We start from the raw sequence: 16573 nt of genomic DNA on the forward strand, positions 1-16573 counted from the left end.
TCAATCGCGCAAAGCCCACAGCCCCGCCGCGGAATACTCGACGAGCATTTCACCGACCTTGTTCAGGTCGTCCGGGGTTAACTCCGTATTGTTCAGTAATTCATAGCCGAAATCCCGCGGCGAGATCAGCATGTTGGTGACAAAGAAACTGAATCCACGGTGAAGGCTCTGTTCCGATATGGGCGTCAGCACCTCCTGCAGGGCATCCAGGTAGCGGCGCCTGATAGAGCCGAAGTGGTCCTGGGTGAACGATTTGGAAATGTTGGGTGTTTCCAGGAGAAAGCGGCTGAAGATTCGCAGGTAATCCATGCCGCCGGGCTTGGCGGCAACGGCATAGTGCGGCATGACATAGCCGGCGAGAATGGCCTTGAGTTTCCGCTTTTGCGTCCCTTTAAAGCTGGCCAGCTCGTCGAGGCTGTCGGATCGCTGTTTGTTCACTTCGGCGACATAGCGAGTCGCGGCGGCGACGTAAAGCGCTTCCTTGGAGCCAAAGTAGTAGTTGGCCAGGGCGACGTTGGCGCCGGCCTCGTTGACAATATCCCGGATCGAAACGCCCTTCAGGCCGTTTTGCGCAAAGAGTGAACTTGCGGATTCCATGATACGGCTTTGCGTCTGGCTGCCTGCAGAGGTTCTGCCTTGGCCTTTTTTCGGTTTGGCGACTTTTTTCGCTGTTTTTTGCGCGGACATTGCCCGGATTTTAAACACGTGTTTCGTCGCGGTCAATAATCTGGATAATGGCCTGCCGGGGGTGCCAGGTCGCCGGTTCCACCAACAATGGCACAAAGGGCCCGCGTGGCACCCGCATGCCATAAAATGGGGCGCCCGGGCGATATTCAGCAGCCGTAAGTAGTTGCAAAACGCATTGCCGAGCCATGGGGGTTTCATACAGCGATGCTCGATTCGTATACTGCACTGCCCGATCTCAGCCTTCGGCACCTGAAAGCGGCGCTGGTGGTTAGCCGCACCAAAAACCTTACCCGGGCCGCCAGTCAGCTCAACCGGTCACAAACCGCGCTAACCAAGGGCATCAAGAAGCTCGAGGCGGGGCTTGGCGTGCGCCTGTTCGAAAGGACAAGCTGCGGCATGCAGCCCACGGCTTACTGTGAGTTGCTTGCGTCCAGCGTGGAGCGTGCGGAACGCGAGCTGATGATTGCCGGGCAGGCCTATACGAGATACAAGCCGGGCGCGCGGAATCATAAGCGCATTGCGATGTTCTCCATGGAGGTCAGCTGCAAGCGCCTGTCGGCGTTGATTGCCTTGCATGAACACCGTGACGTGAACCTGGCGGCCCTGCGGCTCGGCATTGGCCCGCCGGCGGTATACAAGGCCGTAAGAGAATCCGAAGCGTTGTTGGAAATGTCGCTGTTTGAGCGCGGCCCGACTGGCATGACGGGCAGTGCTTACTGCGATGTGCTGGTACGGCAGTTGAAGCTGGTATTCAAGGAGCTTCGCCAGCTAACAGAGGACATCGCCAGCTTGCGGGATGGAGGGGCAACGGGAACCGTTTCGATTGGCACCTTGCCCTATAGTCGCAGTATTCTGACCCCGCGCGCGATCAATCGCTTGCTGGAAGTGTATCCGGCACTGAACATTACCACGACAGAGGGGCCGTATGTCATGCAGGAGGCTGCCCTGCGTTGCGGCGAGCTGGATTTTATTGTCGGTGCCCTGAGGGAAGGAGGCGACGCAGGTGACTTTTCCACGGAAAAGCTGCTTACCGACCGTCTCTCGATCATCGCGCGGAAGGGGCACCCACTAGTGTCGCGCCGGAAGCTCCAATTGAGCAATCTGCTGGCCTACCACTGGGTACTGCCGGCGGCCAAGACCCCCGCGCGCGGGCTTTTCGATCAGGTCCTGGAAGCGCAGGGCCTGGACAAGCCAGAGCGCTTCATTGAGTCCAGCTCGCTGTCGATGGTCCGTGGATTATTGACTGAAAGCGACAGGCTGGCGCTGTTGTCCGAACATCAGATTTACTACGAAAGAAAATTTGGCCAGCTGTGTGTCCTGCCCATCGAGTTGCCGGGCACCTACCGCTCGATCGGGATCACGATTCGCGCCCGAACGGAACTATCCATTGCCGCCAAGGCCTTTCTGGAATGCCTGAGGGAAGTGGCCCTGGAGTTGCAGGGCGTGTGAATACCGGCGCCTCTTGTCGGCAGCTGGAAAGCATGGAGGTAACTTTTACTCATGGCGAGTAAACAGCTCTTCATTGGCGTCCGCGGGGGCCTGGCCATAGTCTTTCAGGTAGTTGCCGGCCAGCAATCGCCATCGTATAAAGGTGCTTGCCCGGCTCGGGCGCATGTCCGGTACAGGCGCGGGGCGGATGTCTCCGAAGGCGTCGAGTAGTTTTCTGTTACCACTAAAGGTTTTTTGTCACCACAACGATAGCCTGTTGCTATGAAAGGAGCGTCAGTTATGGAATTGGAACGCATCAGTCCCCTTACGGGCGAGGTGGTCAGTCGTGTGCAGGCCATGCAGCTGGCCGATATACCGCCGCTCGTGGCGTCGGCCGAGCGGGCGTTTGCAACCTGGTCCAGGCTTGGCCCCAATGCCAGGCGAATGACCTTGATGGCGGCGGCCGATCGCCTGCAGGCCAGGCAGGACGAGCTGGTGGACGCCATGGTGCTGGAGACCGGCGCCACCAAGGGCTGGGCGACGCTCAATGTCAACCTGGGCGTGAACACGCTGCGCGAGGCGGCCAGCTTGACGACCCAGGTAGGCGGGGAGGTCATTCCCTCCGACAAGCCCGGGGTGCTGTCCATGGCCCTGCGCGAGCCGGTGGGTGTTATCCTGGGCATCGCGCCCTGGAACGCGCCGGTTATTCTCGGGGTGAGGGCCGTGGCCGTGGCGCTGGCCTGTGGCAATTCCGTGATTCTGAAGGCCTCCGAGATCTGCCCGCGCACCCACGGTCTGATCATCGAGGCGCTTCAGGAGGCGGGCTTTCCCGAGGGCGCGGTCAGCGTCGTCAACAACGTGCCGGAGGATGCCGGTGACATTGTCGGGGCGCTGATCGATCACCCGGGGGTGAAGCGCATTAATTTTACCGGCTCGACCGCTGTTGGCCGGATTGTCGCCAGGCGCGCCGCCGAACACCTGAAGCCCTGCTTGCTCGAACTGGGTGGCAAGGCGCCTTTGCTGGTCCTGGAAGATGCCGATCTGGATGAGGCGGTAAAGGCCGTTTCCTTCGGCGCATATCTCAACCAGGGGCAGATTTGTATGTCCACGGAACGGCTGATAGTCGTGGATGCCGTTGCCGACGCCCTTGCGGAAAAACTGAAGACCAAAGTCGAATCAATGGCTGTCGGCGATCCGCGCCACGGGGCGGCGCCCCTGGGGGCGGTCGTGGATATGAAAACGGTGGAGCGGGTCAATGGCCTGATCGAGGACGCGCTGGAACTCGGCGCCGAATTGCGGGCGGGTGGGCCGGCGGACTCGGTCCTGATGCCGGCGACCCTGATCGATGGAGTGACTTCGCGCATGAAGCTCTATCGCGAGGAAAGCTTCGGTCCCGTACTGTCCATGATCAGGGCGAAAGACGAGGCAGACGCCATCGCGATCGCGAACGACAGCGAGTATGGACTCAGTGCCGCGGTATTTACACGCGACACCGCCCGGGGGCTGAACGTGGCTCGCCAGATCAGGTCGGGAATCTGCCACGTGAATGGGGCCACGGTATCGGACGAGCCACAGGCGCCGTTTGGTGGGGTGGGATCTTCCGGCTATGGCCGCTTCGGAGGCAGGGCCGGTATCGACAGTTTTACCGAGTTGCGCTGGGTCACCGTGGCGACCGAACCGGCAAATTATCCGATATAGCCACAGACGCGAGGAGGGCGAGTGCCTGTGGAAGGGGCCCGCCAACCCGACACGCGCAACTTGCGCTGGCCGTGTCGAGATCTCGGTAGCTGGCGTTGCTGCCGGGACGGCTGGAATGTATAGTAGCCGTCCATGCAGTAAAGGCGGCAAAATCACCTGCGACTATCGCGATCGCCTGGAGCGAGGGCATACGCACACTGTCGTCCTTTTTTCGCGGTGGTAAATCCCCGGCCCCATCCAGCTTTAAGACGGAAAACGCTTTTTCCCACACTTATCTCCGCCCGGGAGCTCCCGGGAGTGCGGCGCTGTTTCCGTTTCCGACCAAGGAACCACGACACATGAACCACAAAACATCCATCCAGACACCATTCATCAAAACACTGGGATTACTTGGGCTGCTGGCCCTGCCGGCGGAATCGATGGCTGGCGAGTCTTGCGAAGTGCGCATACTGAGTGATATTCCCGTGGGAGTGGCGCTGGAAAATCTGCGCGTGGAGGCCTACGGCACGAGCTACCCGGTGACAAGCCGGCAACTGGAACTCTGCCTGAAAAAGAGTGATCTGGGCTTTAGCGCGGTTAAGTTTTACCCGACCCGGCTGTCATTGCAGCTGCTACAGGAGCAGCAGCGGGTAGTGTTTTTCGACGCTCTGGCACATCTTCAAGCCGACGAAATCCGACTCGACTCTGTGAGTTCCATGGCCGCTGATGCCTGCCCTTCTACGTGCGGCTTCTATGAGTATCAGCGGCTAAAGCAAGAGCCCGCGGTGCAGCGGGCCGCACAGCTGCACAGGCAGAATGTGGTGACCAATCCGGCTACTTGGTCCAATCGTGAGGCGCGTCAGCCGGTCTACACGGAACTGAGCGAATTACTCGATGGCGTTTACGAGGCCTCCTTGCCGTCCATCCAGCCTGCGGACTCCCCCCCCGAGCTGGAAGTCGGCTACTTTGTGGATTATTCCTCGGGCGCGTGGCGTTATTTCCGCCCCTATACCGATAAGCGGTCGCTGTTCCAGGATAAATTCATGGCGGGCATGCAACAGATCCGCGAGGCCGATCACGACGACCAATTTCGGGAGGCGTTCAAAGCGTTCTCTTCCGAGTTGCGCGCGGCCTATCGCAGCGATCTCGACTGGCCCGAGTACCAGGCGGGTATCATGGCGATCGCGGACGAAATGCGCCGGGAAGCGGCGCTGGAACCTCTGTGGCAGATGACGGGGCGTACTATCGCCGAGGTCGAAGAGCAGACGGAAGGCCTGCTGATGCGCCATGACGTGCCCTTTGCCGCGCTCGGGGCGCGGGAGCTTGCTTTCGGCGAGCTGCTTGCCCACTGGGGCCGCAATGCCTACGCCTACGCGGAATACCCGGACAAGTTCCAGGCGTTGTTCAGCGAGCGCTTCAAGCGCGAAGACATGCACGAGCTCCTGAATGACCGGGCATTGGACCGTTCCCTGAGTCGCCTTCTGGCCCGGATCAACCGCGCGGCGATGGCTGATCTCGATGCGGGCTTCAGGCGCTTGTTGCACGAATACCACGGGCAGGGCGAGCGCCGGGGTGACCGCTATGAGTTCGCGGATGGCCTGGAGCGGTTGCGCTTCGTCTACGAAAAGGGCGCCTGGCGTTTGGACAGCGTGGAAATCAACCTCGAAATTGCCTCGCCACCGCCGTACCCCCTGTCGTGAGATCGCCGCTGGCCGTGGTTTCGCCCCGCCCCTCGAATCCTGGCGAGTGACAGGTCAGCGGTAACTTACTCGCCTGGCCGGCGGCCGCCGAGGTCTGGCTGCGCCGGCAGGGGGGCGGCGTAAAACCGGCCGCCGGAATTTGTAATCCGGATAGTGCCGGCCGATAGTGTTTCGGCGCGCGTTTGCGGCCCCGGCCGGCCTGTTTTTCTTCACAGCACAATTTTTCGGGCCATTTGGATCGAAAAATATTTTACGTTCAAACTGTTTTAATATTTTTGTCACCTGGCTTGCCTACACTCCGCCACGTCTTCCATCGTGACCGGAGTCTTGTCATGCCACGGCAGTTCCCCTTGCTTGCAATTACCATCGCCACCACCAGTGCCATCGCCCAGCTTGCCGCGGCCCAGGACAGCGCCGTGACCGCGCAGCCGAAGGACCGTTTTATCGAGGAAATCATCGTCTACGGCTCGGATAAAACCGGTCTGCTCGAAGCCACCCCCACCGAGAACCTGTTCGGCATCGCCAAGCCCCTGACGGAAACGCCCCGCTCGGCAACGTTTGTCAGTGATATCAACATCCAGCGCTACGGTATCGAGGAGGTGGACGACCTCATCTCCATCGTGCCCGGCGCGTTCACCGCCAGCTATTACGGGGTCAAGGGCGCCGTCAACCTGCGCGGCACCATGGCGGAGACCTACTACCGCGGTTTCAAGCGCATCGAAAACCGCGGCACCTACCAGACCTCCCTGGCCTCCGCCGAGAGCATCGAGATCCTGCGCGGGCCGCCCACCGCGCTGTTCGGTCCCGGCAAGGTCGGTGGTTTCCTGAACATCACGCCGAAGTCCGCCCGCGACGCTTCCGGCGAGCTGATTTCCGAGTTGGGCGGCAGTATCGAAGTGGTGGGCGGCAGCTACGGCAAGTTCAATACCTCGGGCATCATCAGCGGGCCATTTGAGCTGGGTTCGGTCGAGGGCGGGTTTTCGCTCTACGGCGAGTACGAGGACTCCGACAGCTACTACCGCGGCATCCACCCCGAGCACAAGCTGATCCAGTACGCGATCGACCTCGATCTCAGCGATAAAACCACCTTCGCCTTCTCGGGCAGTTACTACGACTCGGACGGTTACGTGCAAACCCCGGGCTGGAACCGCCTCACCCAGGAGCTGATCGACTCCGGCCGCTATGTCACCGGCACTGACACCACCGTGGTCGACAGCAATGGTGACGGACGCATCGATCCTACCGAAAGCGGCGGCTCCTTTGTGTCGGGTTATTTTGGCTTTCCCCCCGGCCTGGACGAGCGCTACAGCCTCGACCAGAATATCGGCACGACAACGCTCGATCCGCGAGACGTGTTCATCAGCGATGCCGATTTCTCCGAAAGCCGCACCGATACGTTCTTTGTAGAGCTTAGCCACCAGCTCAACAGCGACGTGCGCCTGCGCGCCCAGGGCTTTTACGACTCCCTGGAGAACGAGCGTTTTGTCAGCTACGGCTTCCCGGCATCCTACGACTCCGAGGTGTGGGAGCTGCGCGGCAGTGTGGACTTTGTCTTCGACAACGAATCCCTGGCGCTGGAATCCCACCATATTACCGGCCTGTCCTGGCGCGAGTTCGACGGCGTGCGTCGCGAGAACTACAACCTCGGTTTCACCGCGCTGGACCGTCGCGACATTTCCGCGGGGGCGACACCAGGCGATACCCTGGACGACCCCTTCCGCAACCCGGATATCGGCTGGGAGCTGGAAAACAACAGTGAGTGGCGCGATGCCGGTGTGTTCTACATGGGCGACCTGACCTTCCGCGATACGCTCAACCTGATGCTTGGCGCCCGTTACGACGATTACGATCTCACCTCCAACGATACCGGCCACCTGGCCATTGACAATCCGGCGGAGTCGAATTCCGACGACGATTTCACCTGGAATGCCAGCCTCAGCCTGCTGCTGGACAGCGGATTTGTGCCCTACGTCACCTACGCCGAGAGCTCGGCGATCGAGAACAGCCAGGCGGGCGACGTGCACCCGGGGCTGGTCAACAACGGCCAATGGCTGTCGGAGTCGGAGCTCAAGGAGGCGGGTATCAAGTTCGAGCTGTTCGACCAGACCCTGGTGGGCGGCCTCAGCTATTACGAGCAGCAGCGCACCCGACTCAGCTCCCGCGAGCGCGTGGTGGCCACCACCGGCGAGGGTGTCGAGCTCGAGCTGCGCTGGCTGATCGACGACAATTTCAGCGCCACCCTGGCGGCCACCGACCAGGAGACCACCATCGAAGGGCCGGACACCGGTTTCGTGTACGTACCGGCCTATGCCGTGGGCCTGGACCCCGCGGATGCCGCCGGTGGCGCCCTGGCGGTTTTCAACCTCGCCGGATCGGATCTCGGGTTTCCGGGCGACTATACTTCCAGCAATATTCCCGACAATACCTTCAGCCTGTACGGCACCTACGTGTCTGACCCCATGAGTTGGGGGCAGGCCGGGGCCTCGCTGGGTATTGTCCACGTTGCCGAAACCTCCACCCTGATCAACAACCCCGTGGTCTACCCGTCCTACGAGGTGGTCAATCTCTCCGTCTACGCCACCCTGGGCAGCACCCAGCTGACGTTGAACGTGAACAACCTGATGGACGAGGAATACTTCCAGCCCGCCGCCGGCAGTTATGTGAACACCTCCGCCCTGCCGGGCCGCGGTCGCGAGTGGCGCATCACCCTGAAGCAGGCATTCTAGGGGGCCACGGCAATGGCGAAGCTTAAACGGCGCGACCTGCTGCGCGCCCTGGGCGCGGCCGGCGCCGCCGCCCCCGCGGCGTACGCCGCTCCGCTCACGCTGCACGGCGGCGAGGGGCGATTTCTGCACGGCGTGGCCAGCGGCGACCCCGGCGCCCACGACGTGGTGCTGTGGACGCGGGTCACGCCCGCGGGGGACGCCGGTGGTGGCGACATCGCCGTGGACCTGGAGGTCGCCGACGACCCCGGGTTCCGCGAGGGACGCCGGCTGGTGCCGGGCTTGCGGGCGGTGGCCGCGCGGGACTACACCCTGAAGCATGTGCTCAACAACCTGGAGCCGGGGCGGGACTACTATTACCGGTTCCACTGCCGGGGCGCCAGCTCGACGACGGGCCGTACCCGCACCCTGGCGGTGGGCCCTATCGACAAGCTGCGCTTGGCGGTCGCGTCCTGCGCGCTGTGGACCTCGGGCTACTTCCACGCCTACGAGGCCATTGCCTCAGGCCAGGACCTGGACGCCGTTATTCACCTCGGCGACTACATCTATGAGTACGGCGCCGCCGCCGGTGACTACGGCATGCACATCGGCGCCGAAATTGGCCGCATACCTGAACCGGCCCACCGGCTGGCGACGCTGGCGGATTACCGCACGCGCCACGCCCAGTACAAACGCGACGAACAGCTGCAGCGCGCACACGCCTGCGCGCCCTGGATCACGGTCTGGGACGACCACGAAGTGGCCAACAACAGCTGGCACAGCGGCGACGACACCACGGCGGACGCCGGGGGCGAGGGCGCCGCCGCCTGGGACGCGAAGAAGGTGGCGGCCCTGCGCGCCTACTACGAGTGGATGCCGATACGCGAACCCCTGCCCAATGACCGTCGCAGCGCCGCGTGCCGGGCCTTTCGTTTCGGCGACCTGGCGGAACTACTAATGGTCGAAAGCCGGCTCACCGGCCGCGACCGGCCGCTGGAGTACGGCAAGCACCTGAGCTGGCAGGGCGACAAGCCCGACGTGGCGACCTTTAACCGGCAACTGCTCGACCCCGGCCGCGAGATGCTGGGGCGCTGGCAGGACGACTGGCTCGCGCGGTCGCTTTCGCAGTCGGTCGCGGCCGGCGTGCGCTGGCAGGTACTGGGAAACCAGGTGTTGATGGCGCGCATCGCCGCGCCCTCGGTCAAGGCCGCGATGCCGGAAGCGACCTGGAACAGCCTGCTGGCCGGGCTGTCAAAAGGTCAGCGCGACCGGGTGGTGCGCAACGAAATCCTGTCGGCCTACGACATCCCCTCGAACCTCGATGCCTGGGACGGCTACCCGGCCGCCCGCACCCGGGTGTACAAGGCGATACGCCAGGCGAATGCGCGGGTCGTGGCGCTGGCGGGCGATACCCACATGGCCTGGGCCAACGAGCTGTGGGACGACAGCGGCCGCCACCGGGTCGCGGTGGAATTCGCCACCACGTCCGTGACCAGTCCCAGCTATGGCGACTACCTGCCCGACGCCCCGATCGGCCGGGCCATGGCGGAACGCAATCCCGAGGTGATTTACAACGATCCCAAGAGCAAGGGCTACCTGCTGGTGGAGTTGCGGCGCGAGGATGTCTCGGCGAGCTACGTTACGCTGTCCAGCGTGGTGTCCAGGCAGTACACCGCCCGTGTTGACAAAGCCTTTCGCGCTGTTCGCGAGGATGCGGCCAACCCCGGACAGGTCGGCGGGCTGCGGCCGCTTCCAGCTTGAGTGTCCGCGCCGTAACTTGACGGGGCCGGGTTGCCGGCCCCGCGAGCAGACCTCAAGCCCGACTGCCCGGCTGCTTCCGTTTCCACGTATTTGCCTCTGTATAGCTGGCACGCCGCGTTTTCCGCCACAACCGGTGCGACAGTCGGTCCAGTATTTGAAGTGCCGACTGAACACGGCAACCTCCGCATAGCCCAGCTGCAGGGCCAGCTCGGTGATGCTCGAGCCGTCTTCTGACAGGCGCTGGACCGCCAGGTTGCAGCGTGTCTCTTGCAGAATGTCTCGCTAGCTCGTGCCCCTGGACCTTAATTGGGACTGGAGCGTCCGCGAACCCAGGTTCAGCGTGGATGCAACCTCGGTAACCGTACACTCTCCCGACGGCAGCAAGCGGCCGATGACTTCCGGCCAGCCAGAAATCCGGGGTGTCGCCGCCTCCGGCTGATTCATGCGGTGAATAGCAAAAATCTTTTCTATCTATTTCAATTATGTGTGGCGGCTGACTAAGATACCCGCACATCATCGGTGGGCACGCACCGGCGACCCTTTACCCATCTAGAGCACGAGGTATCAACCATGGCCACCTATCAGCAGACCGTTGAGTCCTTCGCCGCACTGCGCGACCAGCAGGGCGGTACCTGGGACAACATCAACCCCGAATACGCCGCGCGCATGGCGCTGCAGAACCGTTTCCGCACCGGCCTGGATATCGCCCGCTACACCGCGGCCATCATGCGCAAGGACATGGCCGAGTACGACGCCGATTCCTCGAGCTACACCCAGTCCCTGGGCTGCTGGCACGGCTTCATTGGCCAGCAGAAGCTGATCGCCATCAAGAAGCACCACGGCACTACCAACAAGCGCTACCTCTACCTCTCCGGCTGGATGATCGCCGCCCTGCGCAGCGAATTCGGCCCGCTGCCGGACCAGTCCATGCACGAGAAAACCTCCGTGCCCGCGCTGATCGAAGAGCTCTACACCTTCCTGCGCCAGGCGGATGCCCGTGAGCTGAACCACCTGTTCCGCGACCTGGAAGAGGCCCGCAAGGCCGGTGATCAGGTGGCCGAGAAGGCCGCGCTGAACGCCATCGACAACTTCGAGACCCACGTGGTGCCGATCATCGCCGACATCGACGCCGGTTTCGGTAACGAAGAGGCCACCTACCTGCTGGCCAAGAAAATGATCGAGGCGGGCGCCTGCGCCATCCAGATCGAGAACCAGGTGTCCGACGCCAAGCAGTGCGGCCACCAGGACGGCAAGGTGACCGTGCCCCACGAGGACTTCCTGGCCAAGATCAACGCCGTGCGTTACGCCTTCCTGGAACTGGGCGTGGAAGACGGCGTGATCGTCGCCCGCACCGACTCCCTGGGCGCCGGCCTGACCCAGAAGATCCCGGTATCCCGCGACGCCGGCGACCTGGCCCACAAATACAACGCCTTCCTGCAAACCGAGGAAGTCAAAGACGCTTCCGACGTGCGCGAGGGCGACGTGGTGATCAAGCAGGACGGCAAGCTGGTGCGCCCGGTGCGCCTGCCCAACGGCCTGTACCGCTTCAAGGCCGGCACTGGCGAGGAGCGTTGCGTGCTGGACTGTGTGACCAGCCTGCAAAACGGCGCCGACCTGCTGTGGATCGAGACCGAGAAGCCCCACGTTGGCCAGATCGGCGCCATGGTGAATGCCATCCGCGAGCAGGTACCCAACGCCAAGCTGGTGTACAACAACTCGCCGTCCTTCAACTGGACCCTGAACTTCCGCCAGCAGGTGTTCGACGCCTGGACCGAGGAAGGCAAGGACGTGTCCGCCTACAACCGCGACAACCTGATGAGCGCCGAGTACGACGACACCGAACTGGCGGCCCAGGCCGATCAGTGGGTACAGTCCTTCCAGGCGGATGCGTCCCGCGAGGCGGGTATCTTCCACCACCTGATCACCCTGCCGACCTACCACACCGCGGCCTTGTCCACCGACAACCTGGCCAAGGGCTACTTCGGCGAGGAAGGCATGCTGGCCTACGTGGCCGGTGTTCAGCGCAAGGAAATCCGCCAGGGCATCGCCTGCGTCAAGCACCAGGACATGGCCGGCTCCAACATCGGCGATGATCACAAGGAGTACTTCGCTGGCGAGGGCGCGCTCAAGGCCGGTGGCAAGGACAACACCATGAACCAGTTCGGCTAAGACGCCGGAGGCGGCGGGCATGGCCCGCCGCCAACCCTGCTGTTTCGTGAACGGGGAGGTGGCGCAAGCCGCCTCCCCGTTTTTTTACAAAGCCGGGACGGATACCGATTTCACCGCGCTAGCGGAGGGATTGGGTACTGACCCCTTTTTTATGTCCGCTATTTCGCCATCGGCGTGGTCGCGGTTGCGACTACCCGCCACACGCCGTCGTCTTCCTCCCACACGTGCATGCTGTAGTGTGGCTCGGTGCCGCGCACGCTGTGCACCATGATCGCGACATCGTCGTCAATGAAGTGCACCTTGTAGTCAGCGGGTTCGTAGGGGCCCGCGGAGGCGCCGGGGGCGGTTTCGATAGCGATCTGCCGGTCGCGGTCGGCGACCCCCTGTGGCGCGATACCGATCATCTGCGGGTCCAGCAGCTTCTTCAGGCTGGTTGCGTCACGGGCCTCGCCCCAGGACTTGTCGAGGGCGATGAGCTTTTCCCGGTCGGCGGCCTGATCGGCCAGGGCGGGCGCCCCGGCCAGGGTTGCACCAAGGGCCGCGCCGAGGGCCAGGGTCAGGATGTTGTTGTTCATGGGCGTCTCCATGCTCCGGGTGAAGCCCCGGATCATGTTTCAAGCTAGTCGACGCTACCGGTTCGTGCCAGCCTCGCGGTTTTCGGTGCCCTGTCCGGGGGTGAAAAACTGCAAGGTGCAGGGCTCCTCGACCCGCGCGGTGTGCCAGGTATTGCGCGGTACTACTACATAGTCGCCGGGTTCCGCGAGAACCACGCACCGCTCCCCCTCCGGCGAGTCCAGCACCATCGTGGCGCGGCCGGCGATCAGGGTCACCAGCTCGTCGCCCTTGGGGTGAATCTCCCAGGTTGGCCAGTTTTCGCTGAACGTGTACTGGGATACCAGCACGTGGCCGGCGAAGTTGTCGTAGTCCCGGTCGAGCTCCTGGTACAGGGTTGGGCGGTTGCGCTCCGGCACCGCGTCCATGCCCGGGGTGAAGACCACGAATTCACGTGCGATGTTGCCTTGTTTCGCGGGCATGTTGCTCTCCTTGCCTATTCTTCTGCCGCGAGGCCGAAGGGATCGTCGATGGAGGGGGAGGGCTGCGTGAACCAGCGCGGGCCGTCGTCGGTCATGTAGAAGTGGTCCTCCAGGCGCACGCCGAATTCCCCGGGCACGCAAATCATCGGTTCGTTGGAGAAGCACATGCCGGTAGCCAGTGGCGTGGCGGTGCCGCGCACCAGGTAGGGCCACTCGTGGATATCCAGGCCGATGCCGTGGCCGGTGCGGTGGGGGGTGCCGGGAAGCTGGTAGTCCGGGCCCAGGCCGTGGGCCACCAGCACCTCGCGGGCGGCGTCGTCGACGCGGCCGCAGGGCACTCCGGGCTGGGCCGCGGCAAATGCCGCGGCCTGTGCCGCCTTCTCGATATCCCAGATTTCGCGCTGGCGGGGACTGGGCTCTCCGAACACGTAGCTGCGGGTGATGTCGGACACGTAGCCCTGCAGCTGGCAACCGGTGTCGATCAACACCATGTCGCCGCGCTCCAGTGTTTTCGGTTGCGCCACGCCGTGGGGGAAGGCGGTGTCCGGGCCGAACAGCACGATGCAGAAATAGCTGCCCTTGGGCGCGCCCACCGCGCGGTGGGCGCGGTCGATGAACTCGGTGACTTCGGTGGTGGTGATGCCTTCACGCAGGATGCTCGCGGCGGCGCGGTGCACGGCGAGGGTCATGTCCTTGGCGCGCTGCATCAGCGCCAGTTCGGCGGCGGATTTGTGCATCCGGCAGCCGGCGGTGACCGCGGTGGCGCTGACATAGTCGTGTTCCGGCGCCGCCTGCCGCAGGCCGTCGAAGATGAAGAAGGGGGCCGCCTCGTCGATACCGATGCGCCCGCGGTCGATGCCCAGTTGCGCCAGCACCGTGGCGCACAGGCGGTAGGGGCTCTCGTGTTCCTCCCAGCAGTGGACCTCGCCGGGGATGCGGATAAAGCCCTGCAGGGTACCGAGCTCGAAGGCCGGCGCGATGTAGTGCACGCCGCCGCTGGCGGGGATCAGCGCGCCGACCATACGTTCGGTGGCGCCGAAGGGCGTGCCGGTAAAGTAGTAGAGGTTGGTGCCGGCATTGACGTAGACGGCGTCCAGGCCGGCCTCCCGCATCAACGCCTGGGCCTGTCGCAGGCGGGCCTCGAACTCGCCGTCGGCGATGGCTGTCGCGCCGCCGGTCATGTCCGTGAGGCCGGCCAGGGCCTGTTCGGCAGTGGCGCCACCCATACCTGTCGTCATAAACTCTCCTGTTTTCCGAAATATCTTTGGATTTCGGTGGATTTTAGCTCAATAGAGTCAATAATTTCCCGATTGACAGGGTGAGTCAGGAGTTTTCATGCGCTGGACGGATATCGATAAACAAGTGTGCTCGGTGGCGCGGGCACTCTCGGTGGTGGGCGAGCGCTGGACCTTGCTGATACTGCGGGACGCCTTTCTCGGCACCCGGCGTTTCGACCAGTTCCAGCACAACCTCGGCATTACCCGCCATCGCCTTTCCGAGCGCCTGGGCAAGCTGGTGGAGCAGGGCGTGCTGGTCAAGGTGCCCTACCAGGACCGCCCGGTGCGCCACGAGTACCGCCTGACCCGCAAGGGCCTGGGCCTGTACCCGGTGCTGATGAGCCTGGCGCGCTGGGGCGACGAGTGGATGGCCGACGAGGCCGGTCCGCCCCTGGAATACGTGCACCAGGGCTGCGGCCACAAAACCATACCGGTCATGGCCTGCAGCGAGTGCGGCGAGCCCCTGCGCCCGGAGGGTGTGCGCACCGTCATAGGGCCGGGCCTGCGCGCCCTCGCCGACGGCCTGGATGACGCGGAATCACCGACGATTCCGGAAATCATTCGCCGCTCCATGAGCACCCCAATGTCTTAGTTAGCAAAAGCGCCTTAACATTTGTTAAGGCACGCCCCCGCCGGACCTTCCATACTACTTGCGCTTGAGACGGGACAGCGACACCGCGTCGACGCCGATGTACGAGGCGATGTGGTGCTGGGGCAGGCGCGCGAGCAGTTCGGGCTCCCGCTCCCGCAACCACTCGTAGCGCTGCCGCGCGTTGCCGGTCAGCAGCATGGCTTCGCGCTGCTCGTTGCGCATGAAGGCCTCGGACAGCAGCCGGATCAGCAACTGCGCCACGTCGATGTCGGCCTGGGCCGCCTCGCGCAGGGGCGCGAACGGCACCGCCAGTACCGTGGTCGGCTCCAGGGCCTGCATGCTGAACGGCGCCGGTGAACCGGTCATGGCCGCGCTGACCGCCCCCACCATGTGGGGGGCGCTGTAGAAGGCCTTGTTGCGCTCCTTGCCGTCCGGCGTGGTGTAGAACAGGCGCAGCAGGCCGCTGTCCACAAAGTAGAGCAGATGCCGTTCATCGCCGGCGCGGAGCAGGAATTCGTCGCGTTGCAGCTGACGCGGCTGGCAGTGCGCCAGCCAGGCTTCCAGGGCCGCCGGACGGGAGAGTCCCTGCTGGCGCAGCCACTGGCGAAGGTGGTCCAGCGAGTGAACGGTGGTGTTTGACATAGCATGATAACCGGAGGAAAGATTCCATGGCCGAAGCCGTCAACAATATCATAATGAACAGTGATCCCGATGCGATGAAGCCGGGTGAGGGACAATCCGTAGAGGAGGTGCGCGCCGAGCGCAAGCGCAAACTGGCCGCGGCCTACCGCGCCTTTGGACGCTTCGGTTTTGACGAGGGGGTGGCGGGGCATATCACCGTCCGCGACCCGGAGCGCACCGACCACTTCTGGGTGGCCCCGATGGGGCGCTCCTTCAAGCAGATGAAGGTGTCCGACCTGCTGTTGGTCAGTCATGAGGGCGAAGTTGTGGAGGGCGAGGGCCTGCTCAACGGCGCCGCGTTCACCATTCACTCCCGTATCCACATGGCCCACCCGCGGGTCGTGGCCGCGGCCCATTCACACTCCCTGCACGGCAAGGCCTTCTCCGCCCTGGGGCGCAAGCTCGAGCCCCTGACCCAGGATGCCTGCGCCTTTTTCGAGGACCATGTGCTGTTCGAATTCACCGGCGTGGTGCTCGACTGCGACGAGGGTGAGCAGATTGCCTCGGCGCTCGGCGACTGCAAGGCCGCCATCCTGCAGAACCACGGCCTGCTTACAGTGGGCGAGTCGGTGGACGAGGCGGCGTGGTGGTTCATCACCATGGAGCGCAGCTGCCAGGCCCAGCTGCTGGCGGAAGCCGCCGGCACGCCGCGCCCGATCGATCGTGATATCGCGCTCAAGACGCGGGAGACCGTGGGCAACAGCCTGGCGGGCTGGTTCCAGTTCCAGCCGATTTACGACGTGATAGTGGCCGAGCAGCCCGATTTGCTCGATTGAGTAGCTCTCGTGAGCCCCCGGCCCGGTCGCCGGGGGTGTTTCCCCTCAACGCCAATCCTATGAAAAATTAACAGCTTCCGGCCCTGTAC

At 63.5% G+C, this 16573-nt stretch carries 13 protein-coding genes; 8 read left to right on the forward strand and 5 right to left on the reverse strand.

Annotated elements, in window-relative coordinates:
- On the reverse strand, window positions 1-705 hold the full coding sequence (locus JYP50_RS06275; protein ID WP_206559628.1) for a TetR family transcriptional regulator: 705 nt from the start codon (window positions 703-705) through the stop codon (window positions 1-3).
- Between the two features lie 186 nt (window positions 706-891).
- Here JYP50_RS06275 and JYP50_RS06280 point away from each other — a divergent pair, with 186 nt between their 5' ends.
- The 6 genes from JYP50_RS06280 to JYP50_RS06305 all read left to right on the forward strand — a co-directional run bounded on the left by JYP50_RS06280 (window position 892) and on the right by JYP50_RS06305 (window position 12124).
- Window positions 892-2136, forward strand: a complete 1245-nt coding sequence (locus JYP50_RS06280) for a LysR family transcriptional regulator (RefSeq protein ID WP_206559629.1) — start codon at window positions 892-894, stop codon at window positions 2134-2136.
- Between the two features lie 279 nt (window positions 2137-2415).
- Window positions 2416-3813 carry an aldehyde dehydrogenase gene (locus JYP50_RS06285; protein WP_241262874.1) on the forward strand — a complete coding sequence of 466 codons (1398 nt, stop codon included), beginning with the start codon at window positions 2416-2418 and terminating at the stop codon, window positions 3811-3813.
- A 338-nt stretch (window positions 3814-4151) separates the two neighbouring features.
- Complete coding sequence (locus tag JYP50_RS06290) at window positions 4152-5492, forward strand: hypothetical protein (RefSeq protein ID WP_206559631.1); 1341 nt, start codon at window positions 4152-4154, stop codon at window positions 5490-5492.
- A gap of 332 nt (window positions 5493-5824) precedes the next feature.
- Window positions 5825-8218, forward strand: a complete 2394-nt coding sequence (locus tag JYP50_RS06295) for a TonB-dependent siderophore receptor (RefSeq protein ID WP_206559632.1) — start codon at window positions 5825-5827, stop codon at window positions 8216-8218.
- A gap of 12 nt (window positions 8219-8230) precedes the next feature.
- Complete coding sequence (locus JYP50_RS06300) at window positions 8231-9955, forward strand: alkaline phosphatase D family protein (protein ID WP_206559633.1); 1725 nt, start codon at window positions 8231-8233, stop codon at window positions 9953-9955.
- 570 nt (window positions 9956-10525) lie between these two features.
- Entirely contained in the window at window positions 10526-12124 is a 1599-nt protein-coding gene (locus JYP50_RS06305; RefSeq protein ID WP_206559634.1) for an isocitrate lyase, read from the forward strand.
- A gap of 158 nt (window positions 12125-12282) precedes the next feature.
- Here JYP50_RS06305 and JYP50_RS06310 read toward each other — a convergent pair whose 3' ends face one another.
- Genes JYP50_RS06310 through JYP50_RS06320 form a run of 3 tightly spaced genes read right to left on the reverse strand, consistent with a single transcriptional unit; the run spans window position 12283 to window position 14396 of the window.
- Complete coding sequence (locus JYP50_RS06310; protein ID WP_206559635.1) at window positions 12283-12699, reverse strand: nuclear transport factor 2 family protein; 417 nt, start codon at window positions 12697-12699, stop codon at window positions 12283-12285.
- A 54-nt stretch (window positions 12700-12753) separates the two neighbouring features.
- Window positions 12754-13158, reverse strand: a complete 405-nt coding sequence (locus JYP50_RS06315; RefSeq protein WP_206559636.1) for a cupin domain-containing protein — start codon at window positions 13156-13158, stop codon at window positions 12754-12756.
- A 14-nt stretch (window positions 13159-13172) separates the two neighbouring features.
- Entirely contained in the window at window positions 13173-14396 is a 1224-nt protein-coding gene (locus JYP50_RS06320) for a M24 family metallopeptidase (RefSeq protein ID WP_206559637.1), read from the reverse strand.
- A gap of 97 nt (window positions 14397-14493) precedes the next feature.
- On the opposite strand from JYP50_RS06320, the gene JYP50_RS06325 reads away from it, so the two are divergent.
- Window positions 14494-15027, forward strand: a complete 534-nt coding sequence (locus tag JYP50_RS06325; RefSeq protein WP_206559638.1) for a winged helix-turn-helix transcriptional regulator — start codon at window positions 14494-14496, stop codon at window positions 15025-15027.
- A 54-nt stretch (window positions 15028-15081) separates the two neighbouring features.
- On the opposite strand, the gene JYP50_RS06330 is transcribed toward JYP50_RS06325, so the two are convergent.
- A complete protein-coding gene (locus JYP50_RS06330; protein WP_206559639.1) occupies window positions 15082-15669 on the reverse strand; it encodes a Crp/Fnr family transcriptional regulator in 588 nt (195 codons plus the stop codon).
- A gap of 26 nt (window positions 15670-15695) precedes the next feature.
- Between JYP50_RS06330 and JYP50_RS06335 the strand changes: the two genes are divergently transcribed.
- Complete coding sequence (locus JYP50_RS06335; protein WP_206559640.1) at window positions 15696-16484, forward strand: class II aldolase/adducin family protein; 789 nt, start codon at window positions 15696-15698, stop codon at window positions 16482-16484.
- Window positions 16485-16573 lie beyond the last annotated feature (89 nt).

It is taken from the genome of Parahaliea mediterranea, assembly GCF_017255185.1.
Classification (GTDB): domain Bacteria; phylum Pseudomonadota; class Gammaproteobacteria; order Pseudomonadales; family Halieaceae; genus JAFKCZ01.